At 63.0% G+C, this 20589-nt stretch carries 20 protein-coding genes, 1 tRNA gene and 1 riboswitch; of the genes, 7 read left to right on the top strand and 14 right to left on the bottom strand.

Going from position 1 to position 20589, the window contains the following annotated elements; genetic code table 11:
• Position 1 precedes the first annotated feature (1 nt).
• Both argF and FJ948_RS16440 read left to right on the top strand, forming a co-directional pair.
• Complete coding sequence (gene argF / locus FJ948_RS16445) at positions 2–913, top strand: ornithine carbamoyltransferase (RefSeq protein WP_140706126.1); 912 nt, start codon at positions 2–4, stop codon at positions 911–913.
• A gap of 129 nt (positions 914–1042) precedes the next feature.
• Entirely contained in the window at positions 1043–2074 is a 1032-nt protein-coding gene (locus FJ948_RS16440) for an Hsp33 family molecular chaperone (RefSeq protein WP_140706125.1), read from the top strand.
• A gap of 188 nt (positions 2075–2262) precedes the next feature.
• Here FJ948_RS16440 and apaG read toward each other — a convergent pair whose 3' ends face one another.
• Positions 2263–2655, bottom strand: coding sequence for a Co2+/Mg2+ efflux protein ApaG (gene apaG, locus FJ948_RS16435; protein ID WP_140706123.1), 393 nt, complete (start codon positions 2653–2655; stop codon positions 2263–2265).
• A 220-nt stretch (positions 2656–2875) separates the two neighbouring features.
• On the opposite strand from apaG, the gene FJ948_RS16430 reads away from it, so the two are divergent.
• The 3 genes from FJ948_RS16430 to FJ948_RS16420 all read left to right on the top strand — a co-directional run bounded on the left by FJ948_RS16430 (position 2876) and on the right by FJ948_RS16420 (position 4715).
• The gene (locus FJ948_RS16430; RefSeq protein ID WP_140706121.1) at positions 2876–4027 is read left to right on the top strand and encodes a ceramide glucosyltransferase; all 1152 of its coding nucleotides are present in this window, start codon (positions 2876–2878) and stop codon (positions 4025–4027) included.
• Positions 4028–4135: 108 nt separating this feature from the next.
• A complete protein-coding gene (locus FJ948_RS16425; RefSeq protein ID WP_140706119.1) occupies positions 4136–4405 on the top strand; it encodes a BrnT family toxin in 270 nt (89 codons plus the stop codon).
• Between the two features lie 52 nt (positions 4406–4457).
• Positions 4458–4715 carry a BrnA antitoxin family protein gene (locus tag FJ948_RS16420; protein ID WP_318013091.1) on the top strand — a complete coding sequence of 86 codons (258 nt, stop codon included), beginning with the start codon at positions 4458–4460 and terminating at the stop codon, positions 4713–4715.
• A gap of 30 nt (positions 4716–4745) precedes the next feature.
• Here FJ948_RS16420 and FJ948_RS16415 read toward each other — a convergent pair whose 3' ends face one another.
• On the bottom strand, positions 4746–5936 hold the full coding sequence (locus tag FJ948_RS16415) for an O-succinylhomoserine sulfhydrylase (RefSeq protein ID WP_140706117.1): 1191 nt from the start codon (positions 5934–5936) through the stop codon (positions 4746–4748).
• A gap of 56 nt (positions 5937–5992) precedes the next feature.
• Positions 5993–6070: riboswitch (SAM riboswitch) on the bottom strand.
• A 140-nt stretch (positions 6071–6210) separates the two neighbouring features.
• Between FJ948_RS16415 and FJ948_RS16410 the strand changes: the two genes are divergently transcribed.
• On the top strand, positions 6211–7305 hold the full coding sequence (locus FJ948_RS16410) for a 2'-deoxycytidine 5'-triphosphate deaminase (RefSeq protein ID WP_140706115.1): 1095 nt from the start codon (positions 6211–6213) through the stop codon (positions 7303–7305).
• A gap of 51 nt (positions 7306–7356) precedes the next feature.
• On the opposite strand, the gene araD1 is transcribed toward FJ948_RS16410, so the two are convergent.
• The 4 genes from araD1 to chvE form a co-directional block, all read right to left on the bottom strand.
• Positions 7357–8349: an AraD1 family protein gene (araD1, locus tag FJ948_RS16405; protein ID WP_140706113.1), complete on the bottom strand. Its 993-nt coding sequence runs from the start codon at positions 8347–8349 to the stop codon at positions 7357–7359.
• A 203-nt stretch (positions 8350–8552) separates the two neighbouring features.
• Complete coding sequence (mmsB, locus tag FJ948_RS16400) at positions 8553–9845, bottom strand: multiple monosaccharide ABC transporter permease (protein ID WP_140706111.1); 1293 nt, start codon at positions 9843–9845, stop codon at positions 8553–8555.
• Positions 9842–11374 (bottom strand): multiple monosaccharide ABC transporter ATP-binding protein, encoded by a 1533-nt coding sequence (gene mmsA / locus FJ948_RS16395; protein WP_140706109.1) that lies wholly within the window; start codon positions 11372–11374, stop codon positions 9842–9844. The genes mmsB and mmsA overlap by 4 nt, the downstream gene beginning before the upstream one ends.
• 187 nt (positions 11375–11561) lie before the next feature.
• Positions 11562–12632, bottom strand: coding sequence for a multiple monosaccharide ABC transporter substrate-binding protein (chvE, locus tag FJ948_RS16390; RefSeq protein WP_140706107.1), 1071 nt, complete (start codon positions 12630–12632; stop codon positions 11562–11564).
• A gap of 291 nt (positions 12633–12923) precedes the next feature.
• Between chvE and FJ948_RS16385 the strand changes: the two genes are divergently transcribed.
• Positions 12924–13913 carry a LysR family transcriptional regulator gene (locus FJ948_RS16385; RefSeq protein ID WP_140706105.1) on the top strand — a complete coding sequence of 330 codons (990 nt, stop codon included), beginning with the start codon at positions 12924–12926 and terminating at the stop codon, positions 13911–13913.
• Positions 13914–13998: 85 nt separating this feature from the next.
• Here the strand turns inward: FJ948_RS16385 and FJ948_RS30270 are convergent, their stop codons facing one another.
• The 8 genes from FJ948_RS30270 to FJ948_RS16350 all read right to left on the bottom strand — a co-directional run bounded on the left by FJ948_RS30270 (position 13999) and on the right by FJ948_RS16350 (position 20545).
• Positions 13999–14319, bottom strand: a complete 321-nt coding sequence (locus FJ948_RS30270; protein WP_181173694.1) for a hypothetical protein — start codon at positions 14317–14319, stop codon at positions 13999–14001.
• Positions 14320–14590: 271 nt separating this feature from the next.
• A tRNA-Gly gene (locus FJ948_RS16375) sits at positions 14591–14664 on the bottom strand.
• A 52-nt stretch (positions 14665–14716) separates the two neighbouring features.
• Positions 14717–16039 (bottom strand): acyltransferase family protein, encoded by a 1323-nt coding sequence (locus FJ948_RS30910; protein ID WP_281405361.1) that lies wholly within the window; start codon positions 16037–16039, stop codon positions 14717–14719.
• Positions 16033–16647 carry an acyltransferase gene (locus FJ948_RS30620; protein ID WP_281405360.1) on the bottom strand — a complete coding sequence of 205 codons (615 nt, stop codon included), beginning with the start codon at positions 16645–16647 and terminating at the stop codon, positions 16033–16035. The genes FJ948_RS30910 and FJ948_RS30620 overlap by 7 nt, the downstream gene beginning before the upstream one ends.
• Positions 16648–16861: 214 nt before the next feature.
• Entirely contained in the window at positions 16862–18337 is a 1476-nt protein-coding gene (locus FJ948_RS16365; protein WP_140706101.1) for a hypothetical protein, read from the bottom strand.
• 37 nt (positions 18338–18374) lie between these two features.
• Positions 18375–18845, bottom strand: coding sequence for a GtrA family protein (locus FJ948_RS16360; RefSeq protein ID WP_246677537.1), 471 nt, complete (start codon positions 18843–18845; stop codon positions 18375–18377).
• Entirely contained in the window at positions 18823–19524 is a 702-nt protein-coding gene (locus FJ948_RS16355; RefSeq protein WP_140706097.1) for a class I SAM-dependent methyltransferase, read from the bottom strand. The genes FJ948_RS16360 and FJ948_RS16355 overlap by 23 nt, the downstream gene beginning before the upstream one ends.
• A complete protein-coding gene (locus FJ948_RS16350) occupies positions 19517–20545 on the bottom strand; it encodes a glycosyltransferase family 2 protein (protein WP_140706095.1) in 1029 nt (342 codons plus the stop codon). The genes FJ948_RS16355 and FJ948_RS16350 overlap by 8 nt, the downstream gene beginning before the upstream one ends.
• Between the last annotated feature and the right edge of the window lie 44 nt (positions 20546–20589).

Below are 20589 nucleotides of genomic sequence, written 5' to 3'. Positions count from 1 at the left end.
GATGTCAGTTCGCCATTTCACCGATCTTTCCACCGTTTCCGAAGGCGATTTGCGCTTCATGCTGGATGACGCGGTGACGCGAAAGGCGCGTCTCAAGGCCGGCGAGCGGACCAAGCCGCTCGAAGGCAAGGTGCTGGCCATGATCTTCGACAAACCGTCGACGCGCACGCGCGTCTCCTTCGACGTCGGCATGCGCCAGCTTGGCGGCGAGACCATTATGTTGACCGGCACCGAGATGCAGCTCGGCCGCTCCGAGACTATCGCCGACACCGCCAAGGTGCTGTCGCGCTATGTGGATGCGATCATGATCCGCACCACCTCGCATGAGCGGCTGCTGGAGCTGACCGAGAACGCCACCGTGCCGGTGATCAACGGCCTGACCGACGATACCCACCCTTGCCAGCTGATGGCCGACATCATGACCTTCGAGGAGCATCGCGGTCCGGTTGCCGGCAAGACCATCGCCTGGACCGGCGATGGCAACAACGTGCTGCACTCGCTGCTCGAGGCGTCGGCGCGCTTCCGCTTCAATCTCAACGTCGCCGTGCCCGAAGGCAGCGAACCGGCGCAGAAGCATGTCGACTGGTCCAGGGCGCATGGCGGCAAGCTGCATTTCACCCGCTCGCCCGAGGAAGCCGTCGACCAGGCCGACTGCGTCGTCACCGACTGCTGGGTGTCGATGGGCCAGGAACACCGCGCCCGCGGCCACAATGTCTTCTCGCCCTATCAGGTCAACGCGGCGCTGATGGCCAAGGCGAAGCCCGACGCGCTGTTCATGCACTGCCTGCCGGCCCATCGCGGCGAGGAGGTGACCGACGAGGTCATCGACGGTCCGCATTCGGTGGTCTTCGATGAGGCCGAGAACCGGCTCCACGCCCAGAAGGCGGTGCTTGCCTGGTGCCTCGGTGCTTAAAGGGCCTCGCTGCTTGAAGAGCTGGGGCGCTTGAAGTGTCTGGGCGCTTGATCTGCGGCGGCGCGATGCCTATCTGCGCCGCATCACGCAAATCAAGCGCGTTTGGACGCATGTGCCCACCAGGGCCGCATGGCCGCGCCCTGGAGCTTTGTCATGTTGGAAACCCATCAAGTGACTGAACATCACCCCAAACTCGGCGAGTTCGGCTATGCCGGCGACGATCACGTCGTTCCCTTCGAGGTCGGCCCGCTCGACGTGCGTGGCCGCACGGTCCAGCTCGGGCCGATGCTCGACGCCATCCTTGGCCGCCACGACTATCCCGAGCCGGTTGCCCGCCTGCTGGCGGAAGCCTGTGTGCTGACGGTGCTGCTCGGCACCTCGCTCAAATTCGAAGGCAAGTTCATCCTGCAGACCCGCACCGACGGGCCTGTCGACATGCTGGTGGCGGACTTTTCCACGCCCTCGGCGCTGCGCGCCTATGCCCGTTTCGACGCCGACCGGCTCGAGGCGCTGGTGGCGGCCGGCGAAACGTCCCAGCAGACGCTGCTTGGCAGCGGCGTGCTGGCGCTGACAATCGACCAGGGCGCTCATACACAGCGCTATCAAGGGATCGTACAGCTCGACGGCGAGACGCTGGAAGATGCCGCGCGCACCTATTTCCGCCAGTCGGAACAGATCCCGACCGATATCAGGCTGTCGGTTGCAAAGCTGCTGACGCCCGCCCCTGGTGGCGCGCGTGAACAGTGGCGGGCGGGCGGCATCCTGGCGCAGTTCCTGCCGCAGTCGCCGGAGCGCATGCGCGTGCCCGATATTTCGGGTGGCGACGGCGATCCGCGCGACGTGACGCACGATCCGGCCGACAATTCCTGGCAAGAGTTGCTGGCGCTGCTCGGCACCATCGAACCGACTGAGCTGATCGACCCGACCGTGGGCGCCGAACGGCTGCTCTACCGCTTGTTCCACGAGCACGGCGTGCGCGTCTTCGGCGGTGTGCCGGTGGCGGACCAGTGCTCATGCTCCAGGGACAAGATCCGTGGCATTCTCGAGGGCTTCTCCGCCGAGGAAATCAGGGAAAGCACCCAGGATGGCGGCATCCATGTCGCCTGCGAGTTCTGCTCGACGCAGTACGACTTCGATCCGGCGGAATTTGCCGCGCAGTGAAGCCTTTCCTTCTCCCCGTTTACGGGGAGAAGGTGCCCGAAGGGCGGATGAGGGGCAGCGCCAGCGTTGGTGATGGTAGCGCCCGCCGTGGGCGACGCTGCCGTCTGCCTTGACGAAAATCTCAAAGGCCGGCGCCGCCCCTCATTGCCCTGCCGGGCATTTCTCCCCGTGAACGGGGAGAAAGAAGCCTAATTCACCGTCCGCCTAGTCCCTGGCAGATCGAGCGAAAACGCGGGGATGGCGATGTCGAAGGTCTCGCCGCGCTTGTTGCGCATCGTGTATCGCCCGACCATGATCCCGGACGGCGTCGAGAGCGGGCAGCCGGACGTATATTGATAGCTGTCGCCGGGATTGAGTTCCGGCTGGTCGCCGACGACGCCCGGGCCGCGCACTTCCTCGACCCGGCCGGTGCCGTCGGTGATGTGCCAATAGCGCGACAACAACTGCACGAACTCGTCGGACTGGTTGTCGATCGTTATCTGATAGCCCCAGACATAGCGGTTTTCCGAGGGGTCCGAACGGTCCTCGAGATAGAACGGCCTGACCTGCACTTCGATGTTGCGCGTCACGGCGCGGTACATGAGCGGCTCCAAAACAATCCGATGACTTTCGACGCTCGCGGCGAGCGGGTCAACATGCGCGTCTTGTCGCGCCTGACCTTGAACGCAGGTGCCGGCAAAGAATGTCATTTAAGTGACACACGACAATGGTGGTGTGCACGAACCGGGCGACTCGGCGCTCTGTCGAACTGTTGAAAAACGGCCACGGTGCGGGCCGCCTTTCCGGAGTGACCAGATCTCGATGGAACTCACCTTCATAGCCGCCTCGCTTTCGACCGCGCTCATCCTTTCCAACGCCGCCAGCATTGCGCTCGCCGCTTCACGGCTGAAACGGCGCTCCATGATCGCCCCGCCGGCCGGCAAGTCGCCGCCGGTCTCGGTCATCGTCCCGTCGCGTGGCGTCGAGCCGTTCACGAATGAGACGCTGGAACGCGCCTTCGCGCTGGACTGGCCACGCTACGAACTGATCTTCTGCGTCGCCCATGCCGACGATCCGGTGGTCAAACTGATAAACAGGGCGATTGCCCGGTTTCCCAAGGTGCCGGCCCGGCTGTTGATCGGCGACGACCGTGTCAGTGCCAATCCGAAGCTCAACAATTGCGTCAAGGGCTGGGAAGCGGCGCGCCACGACTGGGTCATTCTTGCCGATTCCAACGTCTTGATGCCGAGGGACTATGTCGAGCACATGATGGCGGCGTGGCGGCCCGATACCGGCCTTGTCTGCTCGACGCCGATCGGTTCGCGCCCCGAAGGTTTCTGGGCCGAGGTCGAATGCGCCTTCCTCAACACGCTGCAGGCCCGCTGGCAGTATGCCGGCGAGGCGCTCGGCCTCGGCTTCGCCCAGGGCAAGAGCATGCTGTGGAACAAGCCGATGCTGGATGCCAATGGCGGCATTCGCGCGCTGGCCGCCGAGATCGCCGAGGACGCCGCCGCGACCAAGCTGGTGAACGGCCTCGGCCTGCGCGTCAATCTCGTGGCGGCACCCTTCGAGCAGCCGCTTGGTCGGCGCACGCTTGGCGAGATCTGGTCGCGCCAGGCCCGCTGGGCGCGCCTGCGCCGCGTCACCTTCCCGCTGTTCTTCGCGCCCGAAATCCTGACTGGAGCGGCGGTGCCGCTGGTGCTTGCTCTGGTTGCGGCGGCGAGCGCGGGCGTCAGTCTGCCACTGACGGCGATCGCCGTGTTGGCGGCCTTCTACCTTCCGGAATACGCCCTGGCCTTGTCCAAAGGCTGGTACGTGTCGTCGCGCATGGTCGCGGCCATGATGGTTCGCGACCTGATCCTGCCGGCGATGTGGACGCGCGGCTGGCTTGGCGGCGCCGTCGACTGGCGCGGCAACGCGATGACCATCCGCACCAAGACAGCCGAACTGGAGGAGACGCCGTCGCGCGCCTGAAGGCGCGGAAGTTCCGTCTGTTTTCAGCTGTAATTATCGTATATACAGAATTATTGACTCGCACGCTATTTTTGTGTATACGCAATTTACGGGACGCACCGTCGGCGAATGCTGTTCGAGTGGGATGAAACCAAGGCAAGGACAAACCGGGCCAAACATGGCGTGGACTTTGCGATCGCCTCGTCCTTTGATTTTGCCAATGCCCTTGTCAGGCTTGATGACAGTGAGGACTTTGGTGAGGACCGTCTTGTTGCCATCGGTCTGATCGAGGCTGGCGTTTATGTGATGGTTTATGTCGAGCGAGGCGATGCCGTCCGCGTTATTTCGTTACGCAGGGCCACAAGGCAAGAAATTATGGACTATGTCGAAAACCTCTAAGACAGTTGTGCGCCGTGAGGCTGCTCCGCCAAAACGGTCACGTGCAAAGGCTTTGTCGCTCGCACGCAAGGCGCTTGCCGCGATGACCAACGAGGAAAACGCTGCGATCAGCGTTGCGGCCGAGGCTGATCCGGATGCGCAGCCGACCGATGTCGTCTCGCGCCGCAAGGCCGGCAGGCCGCCGCTGGCGCGGCCCAAGCGTGCCATACAGTTGCGGCTCGACGCCGATGTTCTCGACCGTTTCAAGGCCGATGGCGATGGCTGGCAGACACGCATGAATGAAGCGCTGCGCAAGGCGGTGGGTTTGTAACTCTCCGCCCCGCTGCCTGCTGCTGAGCAGCTACTTGGCCGTCTTCAGCGCCTGCGCGATATCCTCCAGCAGGTCGTCGGCGTCCTCCAGGCCGACAGACAGCCTGAGCGTACCTGGCCCGATGCCGAGTTCGGCGCGGGCCTCGTCGCTCAGGTTCTTGTGCGTGGTCGTCGCCGGGTGGGTGATCAGGCTCTTGGCGTCGCCGAGATTGTTCGAGATCAGCACGATGTCGAGGGCGTTCTGCAGGGCGAAGGCCGCCGGCTTGCCGCCCTTGACGTCGAGGCAGATCAGCGTCGAGCCGCCCGACATCTGTTTCTTGACGATGTCGGCCTGCGGGTGGTCGGCGCGGCCGGGATAGATCACACGCGCGATCTGCGGCTGCTCGGCCAGGAAATCGGCGATCCTGCCGGCGCTTTCCGTCTGCTGGCGCACGCGCAGCGGCAACGTCTCCAGGCCCTTCAGCAAGGTCCAGGCATTGAAGGGCGACAGGCTCGGGCCGGTGTGGCGGAAATAGTCGTGCAGGTTCTCGTCGATCCACTTCTTGTCCGACAGGATGACGCCGCCGAGACAACGGCCCTGGCCGTCAATGTGCTTGGTGGCCGAGTAGACGACGATGTGCGCGCCAAGCTGCAACGGCTTCTGCTGCAGCGGCGTGGCGAAGACATTGTCGACGACAAGCCGCGCGCCGATCGAATTGGCAAGCGAAGCGACTGCCGCGATGTCGACCACTTCCAGCGTCGGGTTGGTGGGGCTTTCCAGGAAAAACAGCTTGGTGTTCGGCCTGACCGCCTTTTCCCAATTGGCGATATCGGTGCCGTCGACCAACGTGGCCTCGATGCCGTAGCGCGGCGCCAGCGTCTCGACCACCCAGCGGCAGGAGCCGAACAGCGCGCGCGCCGCCACGATATGGTCGCCGGCCTTGACGCTGCACAGAAGGGCCGCCGTCACCGCCGCCATGCCCGATGCCGTGGCGCGCGCGTCCTCGGCGCCTTCCAGCGCGCACATGCGCTTTTCAAACATGTCGACGGTCGGGTTCGCGTAGCGCGAATAGATGAAGCCTGGCTCTTCGCCCTTGAACCGGGCTTCCGCCGCCTGGGCGGTCTTGTAGACATAGCCCTGGGTCAGATACATCGCCTCGGCGGTTTCGCCGAATTGGGAACGCAGGGTTCCGCCATGCACCAGTGCGGTTTGAGGCTTCCAGTTGCGCGTCTTGCTCGTCATCGTCCTGTCCAAACACAAAAAAACCGGCCGCGAAAAGTCGCAACCGGTCCATACGGCCTTGCGGCCCGACGGTCCTTTAGCGACTTGTTTAACGTGGCTGCAAGCCGACCGGCCAAATCACCACGGGATAACGACCCTTTAGACCCGCGCCACGCTTGCGTCAATTGCCGGCTTCATTAAGAGGTTTGTACCAAGGCAGGTTCCGCGAAAGTGCCCAGCGGTTTTGCGGCAAGAACCTGCAACAAAGGGACCAGTCTTGGGGCGGAGCCAGACTTTGCGGCAGACAGGCATTCTTCCCGATCAGGACATTTCGGCGCTGTTCCAGTCCGGCGCGCTGAAGTCGCCGCGCGCCCTCGATCCCGACCAGATCCAGCCCGCCAGCCTTGATCTCAGATTGGGCGAAAAGGCCTGGCGGGTGCGCGCCTCGTTCCTGCCCGGTCCCAACCACAAGGTTTCGGAAAAGCTCGATCGGCTGCAACTCCACGAGATCAATCTGACCGAAGGCGCGGTTCTCGAAACCGGCTGCGTCTATATTGTGCCGCTGCTCGAAAGTCTGGCGCTGCCGGCTGACATTTCGGCCTCGGCCAATCCGAAGAGCTCGACCGGGCGGCTCGACATCTTCACTCGCGTGATGACCGACCGTGGCCACGAGTTCGACAAGATCGCCGCCGGCTATCACGGTCCGCTCTATCTCGAAGTCAGCCCGCGCACCTTCCCGATCATTGCGCGCACCGGGTCGCGCCTGTCGCAGATCCGCTTTCGAACGGGTAACGCATTGCTTTCGGAAGCCGAGTTGCACGAGTTGCACCGCGCCGAAATGCTGGTCGCCACCGAGCCGCCCAACATTTCCGGCGGCGGCATCGCGCTTTCGATCGACCTCAACGGCGACAAGGATGGGCTGGTCGGCTATCGCGGCAAGCACCACACCGGCCTCGTCGATGTCGACAAGCGTGCCGCGCAGGATGTCGTCGACTTCTGGGAGCCGATCCACAAGAGCGGTGCCGGCGAGCTGGTGCTCGATCCCGACGAGTTCTACATCCTGGTCAGCCAGGAGGCGGTGCATGTGCCGCCGCTCTACGCCGCCGAGATGACGCCCTTCGACCCGCTGGTCGGCGAGTTCCGTGTCCACTATGCCGGCTTCTTCGATCCGGGGTTCGGCCATTCGGCGTCCGGCGGCACCGGCAGCCGGGCGGTGCTCGAGGTGCGCAGCCACGAAGTGCCGTTCATCCTCGACCATGGCCAGATCGTCGGCCGGCTGGTCTACGAGCACATGCTGAAGCGGCCGCGGGCGCTTTACGGGACCGATCTGGGCTCGAACTACCAGGCGCAAGGCCTCAAGCTCTCAAAGCATTTCCGCCCGGTGCGGTAAGGTCGAAGCCGCCGATCTCCCCACGAGAGGGAGATCCCGCGCTCATGGCTTTCAAAGCGCCTTCACCGCCACCTTCACCGGCTTTTCGATTTCCAGCGGGTTGCGCAGCGGCAGTCCGAAATCCCCTGCCTCGATCTCGAACACGTCGCCGGCCTCCGTATTGATGCCGTCGGCGAAGGAAAGCGTGGCGGTGCCGAACATGTGCACATGCACGTCGCCCGGCTGGCGGAAGGCTGAATATTTGAAGTGGTGGTGTTCGAGATTGGCGATGGTGTGCGACATGTTCGTTTCACCCGACAGGAAGGGCTTTTCCCACAATGTCTTGCCGTCGCGCACGATGCGCGACGTGCCTCTGATGTCCGAAGGCAGATCTCCGATCAGGATCTCCGGCCCGAATGAGGCATTGCGCAGCTTGGAGTGGGCGAGGAAGAGATAGTTCACGCGCTCGGTCACATGGTCGGAGAATTCGTTCGACAGGGTGAAGCCGACGCGGAACGGCGCGCCATCGTCGCCGATGACATAGATCCCGGCGACTTCGGGTTCCTCGCCGGCATCCTTGGCAAAGGCCGGCGACATGAGCGCCGCGCCCGGCGCGACCGCCATGGTGCCGTTGCCCTTGTAGAACCATTCCGGCTGCACGCCGACCTGACCTTTCGCGGGTTTGCCGCCTTCCAGTCCCATGCGGAACATCTTCATGGAATCGGTGAGCTGCTCCTCGCCGTCGGTGCTGAGCTTCTTGTGCATGGAATCGCGCGTTGCCGCCGAGCCGAGATGCGTCAGCCCCGTGCCGGTCAGGTGCAGATGCGCCGGGTCGGGGTGATTGATCGGAGACAGCAGGCGCCCCCTTTTATAGGCGGCGTCGAGATCGATCGTCTCGCCGAGCCCCTTGCGTTCGATCAGGGCGGCGAGGCCCACACCCGTACGGGCGGCCTCCATCGCCAGCGAATAGACGCTTCGCGCCCCGTTGATGATCCGGGTTTTGCCGCCGCTGCGGGCAACGACACGGATCGTCTCGGCGTCGTCGAGAATCTGCGAGATCAGCATGATCAGTCCTCTCTCATTTATCTGTATCCGGCTGCCAATCGGCAAAATCCGCACCGGCGCGGCGCGGGAACGCGCCACGGTTGAAATGCTTCGTCCGGATTGCGTTCGCGAGCCTGGTCCTCGACGGACTTCTTGGTGCCGACGGTCTGCCGGCAGCTTCGCGGTCTAGAACCCGTATGCCTCCTAGTCTGTGCCCCCAGCCCTTAAGCCTTGTTCTTGTTGTAGACGTCGAAGATGACGGCGCCGAGCAGCACCAGGCCCTTGACCACCTGCTGCCAGTCGACATTGACGCCCATGATCGACATGCCGTTGTTCATCACGCCCATGATAAAGCCGCCGACCACCGCGCCGATCACCTGGCCGACGCCGCCCATCGCCGAGGCGCCGCCGATGAAGACGGCCGCGATCACGTCGAGCTCGCTGCCGAGGCCCGCCGCCGGCACGGCCTGGCCGAGACGCGCCGCGATGATCAGGCCGCCGAGCGCCGACAGCACGCCCATATTGACGAACACCCAGAGCGTCAGCCTTTCGGTGTTGATGCCCGACAGCTGCGCGGCCTTGGCATTGCCGCCCATCGCATAGATGCGCCGGCCGATGGTCATGCGCTTGGTGACGAAGACGAACAGCGAGATCAGCACGCCCATCACCAGGAGCACGATAGGCAGGCCCCGATAGGTCGCGAACTGGAAGACCAGGAAGAGCGCCAGCGCGCTGCCCACCAGGGTCTTGATGACGAACAGAGTGAAAGGCTCTGCCTCATAACCATGAAGCTCGCGCTTGCGCCGCGTCCTGAAGCCGAAATAGGCATAGGCCAGCACGGCGATCAGGCCGAGCACGACCGTCGTCATGTGCAGCGTCAGGCCGCTGCCCAAAATGGTCTTGCCGGCCGCGTTAACCGTCGGCGGGATCAGCGTCAGCGGGCCGATCACGTCCGGGATGAAGCCGGAACTCAGCGCCTTGAAGCTGTCGGGGAGCGGGCCGACCGAGGAGCCGCCGCCAAGCAGGGCCTGGCAGATGCCGCGGAAGATCAGCATGCCGGCCAGCGTCACGATGAAACTCGGAATGCGGTGATAGGCGATCCAGTACCCTTGCGCGGCGCCGATCAGCCCTCCGACGATGAGGCAGACGATCGACACCACGAGCGGATTGCTGAATATGCCGAGCGGCCAGATCACCATCATCATCGCGGCAAGCGCGCCGATGAAACCGGCGACCGATCCCACGCTGAGATCGATATAGCCGGCGACGATGACCAGCAGCATGCCGAGCGCCATCACGATGATGAACGAGTTCTGCTGCACCAGATTGCTGAGGTTGACCGGTTTGAACAGCGTTCCCGACGTCGTGTACTGGAAGAATAGCATGATGACGATCAGCGCGATGATCAGGCCGTATTCGCGCAGGTTCGTCGTCAGCGCGGAGACGGCGACGCGAGACCCCTGCTTGACGTCCTCGGCGGTGCCGCTTTGCGGCGCGGGAGCGCTGTCTGTGCTCATGATGCTTTTCCTTCTCCGCGGACAATGGCGCGCATGATTTTTTCCTGGCTGGCGTCGCTTGCCGCCATCTCGCCGACGATGCGTCCTTCGTTCATGACATAGATCCGGTCGGTGATGCCGAGCAGTTCCGGCATTTCCGACGAGATGACGATGATCGCCTTGCCCTCGGCGGCGAGGCGGGCGATGATTGTATAGATTTCGTACTTGGCGCCGACGTCAATGCCGCGCGTCGGCTCGTCGAGGATCAGAACTTCCGGGTCGGCGAACAGCCATTTCGACAGCACCACCTTCTGCTGGTTGCCTCCCGAGAGGTTTCCGGTCAGCTGATAGACGCTCGACGCACGGATATTGGTCTTCTTGCGATAGTCGTTGGCGACGCTCATCTCGCGCATGTCGTCGATGACGCCGCCGCTGGAAACGCCGCCGAGGTTGGCCAGCGTCACATTGTGCTTGATATGGTCGATGAGGTTCAGCCCATAGGTCTTGCGGTCCTCGGTGACATAGGCGACGCCGTTCTGCACCGCCTTGCCCACTGTCGAAAGGTCCACGGGCTTGCCGTTGAGCAACACCTCGCCGCTGATGCGCCGGCCATAGGAGCGACCGAACAGGCTCATGGCGAATTCGGTGCGGCCGGCGCCCATCAGCCCGGCGATGCCGACCACTTCGCCCTTGCGCACCTTGAGGTCGATGCTCTTGATCACCTGCCGTTCGGCATGGATCGGGTGGTAGACCGACCAGTCCTTGACTTCGAAAATGACGTCGCCGATGTTTGGCTCGCGCGGTGGATAGCGGTCGTCGAGTGAGCGGCCGACCATCGAGGTGATGATCCGGTCCTCGCTGATCTCCTTCCTCGGCAATGTTTCGATCGTGCGCCCGTCGCGGATCACCGTCACCTTGTCGGCGACGCGGTTCACTTCGTTGAGCTTGTGGGAAATCAGGATCGAGGTCATGCCCTGCCGCTTGAACTCGAGCAGGAGATCGAGCAGCGCCTGGCTGTCCTTTTCGCTGAGCGACGCCGTCGGCTCGTCGAGGATCAAGAGCTTCACTTCCTTGCTCAGCGCCTTGGCGATTTCGACCAGCTGCTGCTTGCCGACGCCGATATGGGTGATCAGCGTCTTGGGGTCTTCCCTGAGCCCGACTTTCTTCAACAGCTCGGCCGTGCGCGCCTCGTTGGCGTCCCAGTCGATGACGCCGTGTCTCGCGCGCTCGTTGCCGAGGAAAATGTTTTCGGCGATCGACAGCATCGGCACCAGCGCAAGCTCCTGGTGGATGATGACGATGCCCTTGTGTTCGCTGTCATGGATGCCTTTGAAATGGCATTCCTGGCCCTGAAAGATGATCTGGCCGTCATAGGTGCCGGAGGGATAGACACCCGACAGCACCTTCATCAATGTCGATTTTCCAGCGCCGTTCTCGCCGACCACGGCATGGATTTCGCCTTCCTCGACGCTGAGATTGACGTTCGACAACGCCTTCACGCCGGGGAACGTCTTGGTGATGTCGCGCATCTCCAAAATCGTCGAAGTCATTAGGCAAGCTCCTCCTAGACTTTCTTGTTTTTACGCAATTCCCTAGGGAAAGCGCCAGGCGCTTTTCCAGGAAAACCGCCGCGCGCTTTTCCTGGAATTGCTCTAGGCCGGCAGAAACAATACCGGGGTCGCTTGTGAACGAAAAGGGGCCCTGCGTCGCGCAGGACCCCTGTCCTTGTAACCGGGATTACTTCAGGTCTTCGGCCTTGATGTAGCCGGAGTCGACGACCAGCGCCTGGTAGTTCGACTTGTCGACCTCATGCGGCGTCAGCAGGATCGAGGGAACCACCTTGACGTCGTTGTTGTAGGTCTTTTCATCGAGGCCGTCCGGCTTGCCGCCCGAGAGCACCTTGTCGACCAGCTGCACTGTGGCCTTGGCCAGTTCGCGGGTGTCCTTGAACACGGTCGAGTACTGCTCGCCCGAGATGATCAGCTTGACCGAGGCGGTCTCGGCGTCCTGGCCGGTCACGATCGGCCAGGGCTGTGCGTCGGTGCCGTAGCCGACGGCGCGCAGCGAGGCGGTGATGCCGCGCGACAGGCCGTCATAGGGCGACAGAACGCCATCGACGCGGCTGCCGTCCGAGTAGTTGGCCGACAGCAGGTTGTCCATGCGCGCCTGGGCGGTGGCGGCGAGCCAGCGCAGCGTGCCGACCTTGTCCATGCCGGTCTGGCCGGACTTGATCTTGATCGAGCCGTCGTCGATCAGCGGCTGCAGGACCGAGATCGCGCCATTGTAGAAGAAGAAGGCGTTGTTGTCGTCGGGCGAACCGCCGAACAGTTCGACGTTCCACGGCTTGGTGTTCGGGAAACGCTCCTTGAGGCCCTTGACCAGGGAATTAGCCTGGATCACGCCGACGCCGAAATTGTCGAAGGTGGTGTAATAGTCGACGTTCTTGGTCTTCTTGATCAGGCGGTCATAGGCGATGACGACGACGCCCGCGTCGTTGGCCTTCTGCAGCGCATCCGACAGGGTGGTGCCGTCGATCGAGGCGATGATCAGCGCCTTCGGGCCCTTGGTGATTTCGTTTTCCAGCTGGCTGAGCTGGTTGGGGATGTCATCCTGCGCATATTGCAGGTCGACCGTGTAGCCGAGAGCCTCGAGCTGGGACTTGACGGCGTCGCCGTCATTGATCCAGCGCTGCGAGGTCTTGGTCGGCATCAGCACGCCGACAAGACCCTTGTCGGCCGCGTGCGCCTGATAGCTCATGGCAGCGATGCCAAGGGCCGCCACGGCGGCCAGCGTCTTGATAATCTTCACATTACTCTCCCTGGTTGATGGACGCGACACCTCGGGGCTTCGCGGGCCGCGCGGCCAAGCAGGAGCGCAAACGCGCCGCTGTCGGCTTTATCGATCTCCGGTATCCTCCCAATCGGCTCCGCGACGCAGTTTCAATCGATACGATTTTGGCCGTCGCCGACCCCTGCGCTTCGGAACGCGCGAAGGGTGGGTCGCTTTGACATAACTGTCAAATGCGATCTCTGGTGATTGCTATACCGAAACCGGTATGATTTAGCATGCGGAAGGAACCGGCGGAAAGATTGGAAGATCATGGCGGCATTGCGCGATCCCGATGCAATTCCAGTGAGTTACGAGAAGCTCCCCAGAGACGGGGAGACGCTGCTGCGGAGCGGCCTGAGCTTGCGCCACATGCGCATGATCGCCGCCCTCGACGATCACGGAAGGGTGAGCGCCGCGGCCCAGGTCATGAACATCTCCCAGCCGGCCGCCTCGCGCATGATCGCCGAGATGGAGGCGGTGCTCGACGTCAAACTGTGCGAACGGCTGCCGCGCGGCGTCACCCTCACGCCCTATGGCCAGGCACTCGCCAGGCGAGCTCGCTCGATCCTGCTCGAGATGCGCGAGGCCGACCGCGAGATTGCCGAGCTCAAGGCCGGCAAGGGCGGCGCGGTCTTCCTCGGCGCGGTAACCGCGCCGGCAATCGAATTGGCGGTGCCGGCGATCCGCGAGATCCGCCGCATCTACCCGCGCATCGAGATCACCATGCAGGTCGAGACGTCTAACGTGCTCGCCCGCGAGCTGATCGCCTCGCGCCACGACTTCATCATCGCCCGCATTCCCGACGACCTCAATCCGCGGCTGTTCGAATCGCGTGTGATCGGCGTCGAGAAGGCCTGCCTGATCGTGCGCCGAGGCCACCCGCTCGCCAGGGGCAATGTGGTGCGGCTGGAAGACACCGCTGCCTATGACTGGGTCTTCCAGTCGGGCGGTTCGCCCTTGCGCCAGGCGATGGAGAGCAACTTCCTGAACCGCAACATCGCGCTGCCGGACCGCATCTTGAACACCAGCTCGCTGCTGCTGACCCTGGTCATGGTCGCGCAATCCGATGCCATCGCGCCGGTCTCGGTGCAGGTGGCGAAGTTCATCCAGAACCCGGACGGGCTTGCCGGCGCCATCGATGTCGTCCAGACCGAATTCGACATCGAGGTCAGGCCCTACAGCCTGATTACGGTCAGGAATCGCGTACTGTCGCCGGCGGCCAAGATGCTGCATGATTTCATCCTGCGCGAAGTGGGATGATGGAACGAGAATTGCAGTCGCGCGTTCAAACCAATCGGCATGCGCGCTGGAGCCTTTTTTGGGCGAGGGAACGAGGTGTCGATGGTCAACAACTCGGGAGGTCTTTATGGAACGTCGGTTGTTTCTTACTGGATTGCTTGGCGTTGCGGGGGCAGTGGCGTTTGCTGGTGTAGCCGGAACCGGCCGCGCGGTTGCAGGTGTTCCCCAGGGCAACGGAATTCTCGATGAGCTGGACAAGCCGGATTCGGCGGTCTTCGAAGGGGATGAGGCGGTCGAGCTGGAGCAGGTCTCGCATCGCAGCGGGCATCGTGGCCACCATGGGCACGATGGCTACAATGGCCGCTGGCGCCGTCGCCACGGGCGTCGTCGCGGTTGGAGACGAGTTTGCCGCAGCTACTGGCGCCATGGCCGCCGCCGTAGCCGCTGCTGGCGCGAGCGCGTCTGGCTCCGCGCCTGGCTGTAATCGGCTTCTGACTGAGTAGGCGCCGGCCTACAGCATGGCCGGCGCCTGCTCCCGATTCCAGGAACAATGAATGCGTTCGGCGCCGTGACATGGGTCGGGTCGTGCTGCAGCGACAGGACCGCCTTCGCAGGCGATTTCCTGTGGCCGGGCGAAGGCGCAGGTGCGAATCGGGCGGGCCTAACAAGCCGACAACCTAGATACTGCGATGTCAGGCTGGAGCGGGTAGCGGGAATCGAACCCGCGCGTTCAGCTTGGGAAGCTGACAGGCTACCATTACATCATACCCGCGCTGCAGCCTCGTTATCATGACGCCATGGCGTCGGGCAATCGCAAACCGGTCTCACAATGCGGGCTTCGCCAGTTCGCCGGTGACGGTCGGCGCTGGCTCCCTGGCCTTCGCGACTTCGCCGCCGGCGGCGAAGCTCGGCCAGTATTTCGAGATGGCCAGCGTCGCGCCGGCGGAAGAGAAATGGCCGTAGTCGAAATAGAGGAACTGCTTGCTGGCGGCATCCGCGTAGGAACAGCCAGTGGCGTCGCACAGATAGGCGAGCGGATCGATGAAGGTCGCGCCCTTGGCGTAGGGCTGTACCTCCTTGTTGATGTCGGGATCCATGGCCATCGGCCAGGATGTGCTCACGGCGCCCTCGTGTTTTGCAAAGAAGGCGATCTTCTGGACATCGGCGATGAACTCCGGAGACTGGCCGATGACATAGACCTTGACACCCATGTCGCGCAGTCGGTCGATCGTCGTCTGCAGCCCGTCGAAGCCCCTGGCCTGGTAGTCGGTCCATCGGCCGCTCAGGATCACCGCCTGGATGTTGGCCTCGCGGATGATCGACAGCGCCCGTTCGTTGAAGCGGGTGCAGGCCGGCCGGGCGTAGGAAAAATAGGTCAGGTTGGGCGGGCAGCCGGCATAGGTATATTGGATGACGTTGGCCTGGATTTTATCGGCGTTGGCCTCCAGGCCCGACACATAGTGGGCGGCGAAGGAATCGCCCCACAGCAGCACATTGGTGGCAAAGCCGTGCGTGCGCGTGCAGGCGGCGAGATTCCAGTTCTCGATCCGGTTCCCGCCCTCGTTGAAGCAGACACCGTTGCGCCAGTCGCCCACCACGATCCTTTGTGTCGAAAAATCGGGAAACCGCTGTGGAAACCCATTGCCGAGCATGCCGGCCAGGCCGCCGATGCACAGCAGCGCGATCGCCGTCGCCGAAAAGGCGAAGATCGGCAGCGGTGCGGTGAAGGCCCGCTTCTGCCGGAAAGGCTGTTCGACATATTTCCACGAAAAGGTCGCCAGGGCGAAGCTGGCCACCGTCATCGCGACGATCGTCGGCACGGAGATGGCTTTAAGGGAGAGGTAGTGGACGAAGGAATTGATCGGCCAGTGAACGAGGTAGAGCGAATAGGAGATGAGGCCGACCCAGACCATCGGAGCGAATTGGAGCACGCGCGTGGCGACCGGCACCGGCCGGTCCGCGTGATTTTGGCCCGCGTAGATGAGCAGCGCCGTTCCGATGCAGGGAAACAGGGCATTGTAGCCGGGAAACGGGTCGCTCTCCGAAATCGTCAGGAAGCCGAAGGCGAGCAGGGCAAAGCCTGCCAGGCCGATCAGTTCCGTCGCCGGCCGGCTGGCAAGCGCCGGCGGCTTTTTCAGCATCAGCATGGCGCCCAGCGCCAGTTCCCAGATGCGTGTCGGCAGGAGTAGAAGCCGGCGGTCGGCGCCAGCGTGGTCGCCGTCACCGCCAGCGCAAAACTGCCGATGGCGATCGGCAGGAGTATCGTCAGCCAGCGCTTCGAGGCATAGCGGTAGATCAGGTACACGAGGATCGGCGCGAAGATGTAATACTGCTCCTCGACCGACAGCGACCATGTGTGCAGCAGCGGCCGCAGCTCGGCGTCGATCGAAAAATAGTTCGTCGTCTTCCAGAAATAGATGTTCGACCAGAAGGTCGAGGCAGCGATCACGCTGAGGCTGTATTCGTGCAGGTCCGACGGCAGCAGGATGAACCAGGCCGCAATGCTTGAAAGCAGGATGACGAAGCTCAGAGCCGGCAAGATCCGCCTTGCACGGCGCCAGTAGAAGCGTCCGATCGAGAACTGGCCGCGATCGAGATCGTCGAGCAGGCTGCCGCTGATCAGATAGCCCGATATGACGAAAAAGATGTCGACGCCGGTGAAGCCACCGGGAATGGCGGACACGCCGAAATGGAAGAGCACGACGGGCAGCACCGCGACGGCCCGCAGGCCATCGATGTCACGCCTGTAGTTCATTCGGCCGGTCCCAACGCCGTGACCCGCGACGGTCGCTCGGCGGGACCTGACAGGCTCGTCATGCGGTGATCCCGCGTCGTGCGAAAAATCATGGCTTGTAGGCCTCACGGAATGTGCCCTGCAGCATAGTTTTGCTGCACCGCAACATGCATGTCAAGGCGAATGCCAGGCCCGTGAGCGCCGGTGGTGCCGGTTTGCGAAGGGAGGCGATAAATCAGGCGCCGGGAGGCAGGTAGATTACGGCATGGTCGTCGGAATAGGCTCGCTTCCAGCCCAACTCCGCGAAGAAGGGGATGCGTGTGTCGTCGGCGGCAAGCAGCGCCCAGCTAATGGCGTATTTCTTCAACTGCGCCTCCAGCAGCGGTTTCCCGTCGCTTTGCCCCGTCGCGTCATCCGCTTTCATGAACCCGCCCAGGAACAACTGGTCGGTCCTGCCATCGATATAGGTCTTGATGCCGTGGAAAATCAGCGTGCCGCCGAAATTGTAGGAATTCAGCACGTTGCCGGCGAGGTTGTGATCCCTGGCGAATGCAAGCGCACCGCTGGCTGATGTCTTCGGACTTGGCTCGACCTGGTAGGCACTGCCGGCGATCGCGGCCACACCGAGCACCAGGACAATGACCGCGGCGCAAAGCGCGTGGAACCGCCTGGCAAAGAACATTTCCAAGCTGTCTCGCTTTTCCGCCAGCCAGGTCGTGGCCGAGAGCGGCGGATATTGCCGTGCGATTTCGACCGCCATCACCAGGGGTATCAACAGAAAGGGCAAATACATAAATCGCAGATGGGTGAGATAGACATGCAAGGTGAAGGCGATGAACAGCGCCTTGGCCCAGTCGATTCGTATCCGCGACACCAGCAGTGCGAAAAGCGCCGCCAGCATTGCGATTTCCTGGGAAGATTGCTCGCTCGCGTTGAAAGGGCGCCATTCCTGGATCAGGGATACCGCCTCATTGCCGCTGGCGACGGTGAATGTGGCCAGGATTGCTTTCACGCCGTAAGGATGGATGAGGCTGGCCACCAGGCAAAGCAGGCCGAACGCGACCCATCTTGCCAGGAGCGCGGGCTTCGACAGGCCGATGCGTGCCAGAAGGTTCAGGCCGGCAAAGCCGGCGATCACGAAGCTCAGCGTGAAGGTCGCGTGCAGGTTCGCCCACAAGACGACCAGCGCAAGCAGCCACCAGGGCGGCGCCTGCTCCTCGGCCGAAGCGCGAAACAGCACCGCGGTCCAGGCGACGATGATGGGCAAGGTGAAGACATGTGGACGCGCGGTATAGATCGGGGCGATCAGAAAGGCGGCGGCGAAGGCCAGCGCCACCGCCAGTGTCGGCTTGAGCCGCGCGGTGAGGAACCATGTCATCATCAGGACCATCAGCCCGATCGTGGCGATGATCAGCGTGACGACGCCATTCCAGCCGGCAGCGCGATAGGCTAGTCCGAGAAGGACCTGGCCCAGCCATTCCTTGGCGATCCAGGGCTGGCCGGCGAAAGTATAGGAATAGGGGTCGACGGTCGGAAATGTCCGGTTCGCCAGGAAGTCCAGCCCCACCTTCACCTGCCACCAGCTGTCGGGGTCCTGTAGGGTCGCGCCGGCAAAGGGGACGAGTGCCATAGCCGTGAAACAGGCTGCGAGGAGGCAGAACATCAGCCTGATCCGTTCCCCCTGCACCGCCTCCGGCTGAGCGTTCGTCATATTGCGTTGCCCCTGACTGTTTGCGCCGGCGTTTGGTTCAAGACACCGGCCCGGACGGCGACCGCCCCGGCCGCTCCGTCATTGGAATTTTGCGGCCGGCATTGTCGTGATCGCCATGGTCCACGAACACGAAGTGCGCCGAGCCGAGGTAGAAGACAATCGAGTAGACGCAGATCCCCGCAAGGTGAACCAGAGGGCTCTCGATCAAGCCGGCCGAACGGGCCGCGATCACGATTGCCAGGTTGAGGCCGTAGGCGATCAGGAAGACGCTTCCATAGCGCAGTGCCGTTCCGCGCCGCGAGCCATCCCTCCCGCCGAAGGTCCAGTTGCGGTTGAGAAAGAAGCCCACGACCAGACCCGCCGCATAGCCGGTCGCATTGGCAAGGATGTCGCCAAGCCCAAGAGCAAGCCCGGCCAGGATAACCGTATATCCCAGCGCCGTGTTCAACAGGCCGACCGCACCGAAACGAAGCAGCCTCGAACAGTCAAACGGCAGGCTTGACCACATGCGCAAAATATTGGGCTCCGACGGGTATCTTGGTGAGAAACCGTTCCAGCGGCCTCAGCCTCGCAAGCAGTCTGGGGAAGAAAATCCGGTAGACGATCCGCGTGTGGGAAAGACCCGCCGCGGCCAATCGCCCGCGCATCTCGCGCGAGGTGATCAGCACCGCATTCTCGTCGAAGGCGCAATTTCTGACCGCGTGGGTGGTCAGAGGATTCCACGGATTGTGCTCGAAGAGAAAAAAGCTGCCCCCATCGGCCATCACCCTGCCGATCTCGGCGAGCAGCCCGACCTGGAGGGTTTCGGGAATGTGGTGGAAGACGCAGGCCGCGAATGCCAGATCGAAGCTGCCGTCAGCGAACGGAATCGTCCTGCCATCGAAATGCGCGAAGACGCCCTGGCCGGGAAAACGCTTGCGGGCGATGTCGAGCGATTCCCGCGAAGGATCGAGCAAGACGATCTCGCTGTCGGGAAACGCGCGGCGCATATGGCCGAGCGAATTGCCGACCCCGGCGCCGAAGTCGAGTATGCGCCGGGGCGTCACACCGGCTTGCGCCAGCGTCGCCGCGACATCGTCGATCTTGTATTTCGCGAAGAATTCCGGCGTCTCGCCGCTCAGTCTTATGCTCGCGGCATGCTGTTCCTGGTATTCTCGCGCGAACTGGTCGAACTCGGCTTCAAGCACGGGCGGCCCTCTTTGCCATCTCCTGGAGGCGGTGGACAGGCAAATCCTGGTCTTCGGTCGCCGCCTGGCTTCGTGAAACGATCTCGTTGACGAAGTAAAGCGGCCGCCGCTTCGTCTCCATGTACATGCGGCCGAGATACTCGCCGAAGATGCCGAGCACCAGAAGCTGGACGCTGCCCAGGATGAGGATGATCGCGGCAAGGCTCGTCCAGCCGGGCATCACGTTGCCCATGGACCATTCGAACAGCGCATAACCCAGCACCACCAGGCCGAGCAGGCCGAACATCATTCCCAGCAACGAGGCAAACCGCAGCGGCACGATCGAAAAGCTGGTCATCGCGTCGACCGCCAGAAGAACCATCTTCTTCAGCGGGTAGTGGGTGGCTCCGGCATAGCGCCGGTGCCGTTCATAGGGGAAGGCCACCTGCCTCAGCCCGATCCAGCTCACCATGCCGCGAATGAACCTGTAGCGTTCGGGCATCGTGTTCAGGTGGTCCAGAGCACGGCGGCTCATCAGCCGGAAATCTCCGGTGTTTGGCGCGATCTCGACATCGACCATCCGGCCGAGCAAACGGTAGAACATCGAGGCGGAGGCCAGCTTGAACCAGCTTTCGCCGTCCCGTTTCACCCTTTGGCCGTAAACGACGTCGAAGCCTTCATCCATCTTCGCCAGCATCGCGCCGAGCAGTTCAGGCGGATCCTGGAGATCGGCATCGAGAATGAGGATGCGCTGACCGCGGCAGAACTCCAGTCCCGCGCTCAAGGCGATCTGGTGGCCGTAGTTGCGGGCAAGGTCGATGGCGACCACATGGTCGTCCTTTTCGGCCAGCTCGAAAATGGCCTCGCGGGTGCCGTCGGTCGCTCCGTCGATGACGAGCACGACCTCGTAGGAGAGGCTTTGCTCGAGACATGCGGCGCTGACGCGTCGATGAAGCTCCGCCACGCCGTCGCGCTCATTGTAGCAAGGCACGACGACCGACAACATGGGTGCGCGGTGCGCGCCGATTTTTTCCGTTCCCACCAAAGCCTGGCTCCCGCTTTGGAGATGGCAATAGCGGCAATTGG

This window comes from Mesorhizobium sp. B2-3-12 (assembly GCF_006442205.1).
Classification (GTDB): Bacteria; Pseudomonadota; Alphaproteobacteria; order Rhizobiales; family Rhizobiaceae; genus Mesorhizobium.
The sequence above is the reverse complement of the archived record's forward strand: the minus strand, read 5'-3'. Positions and strand labels throughout refer to the sequence as shown.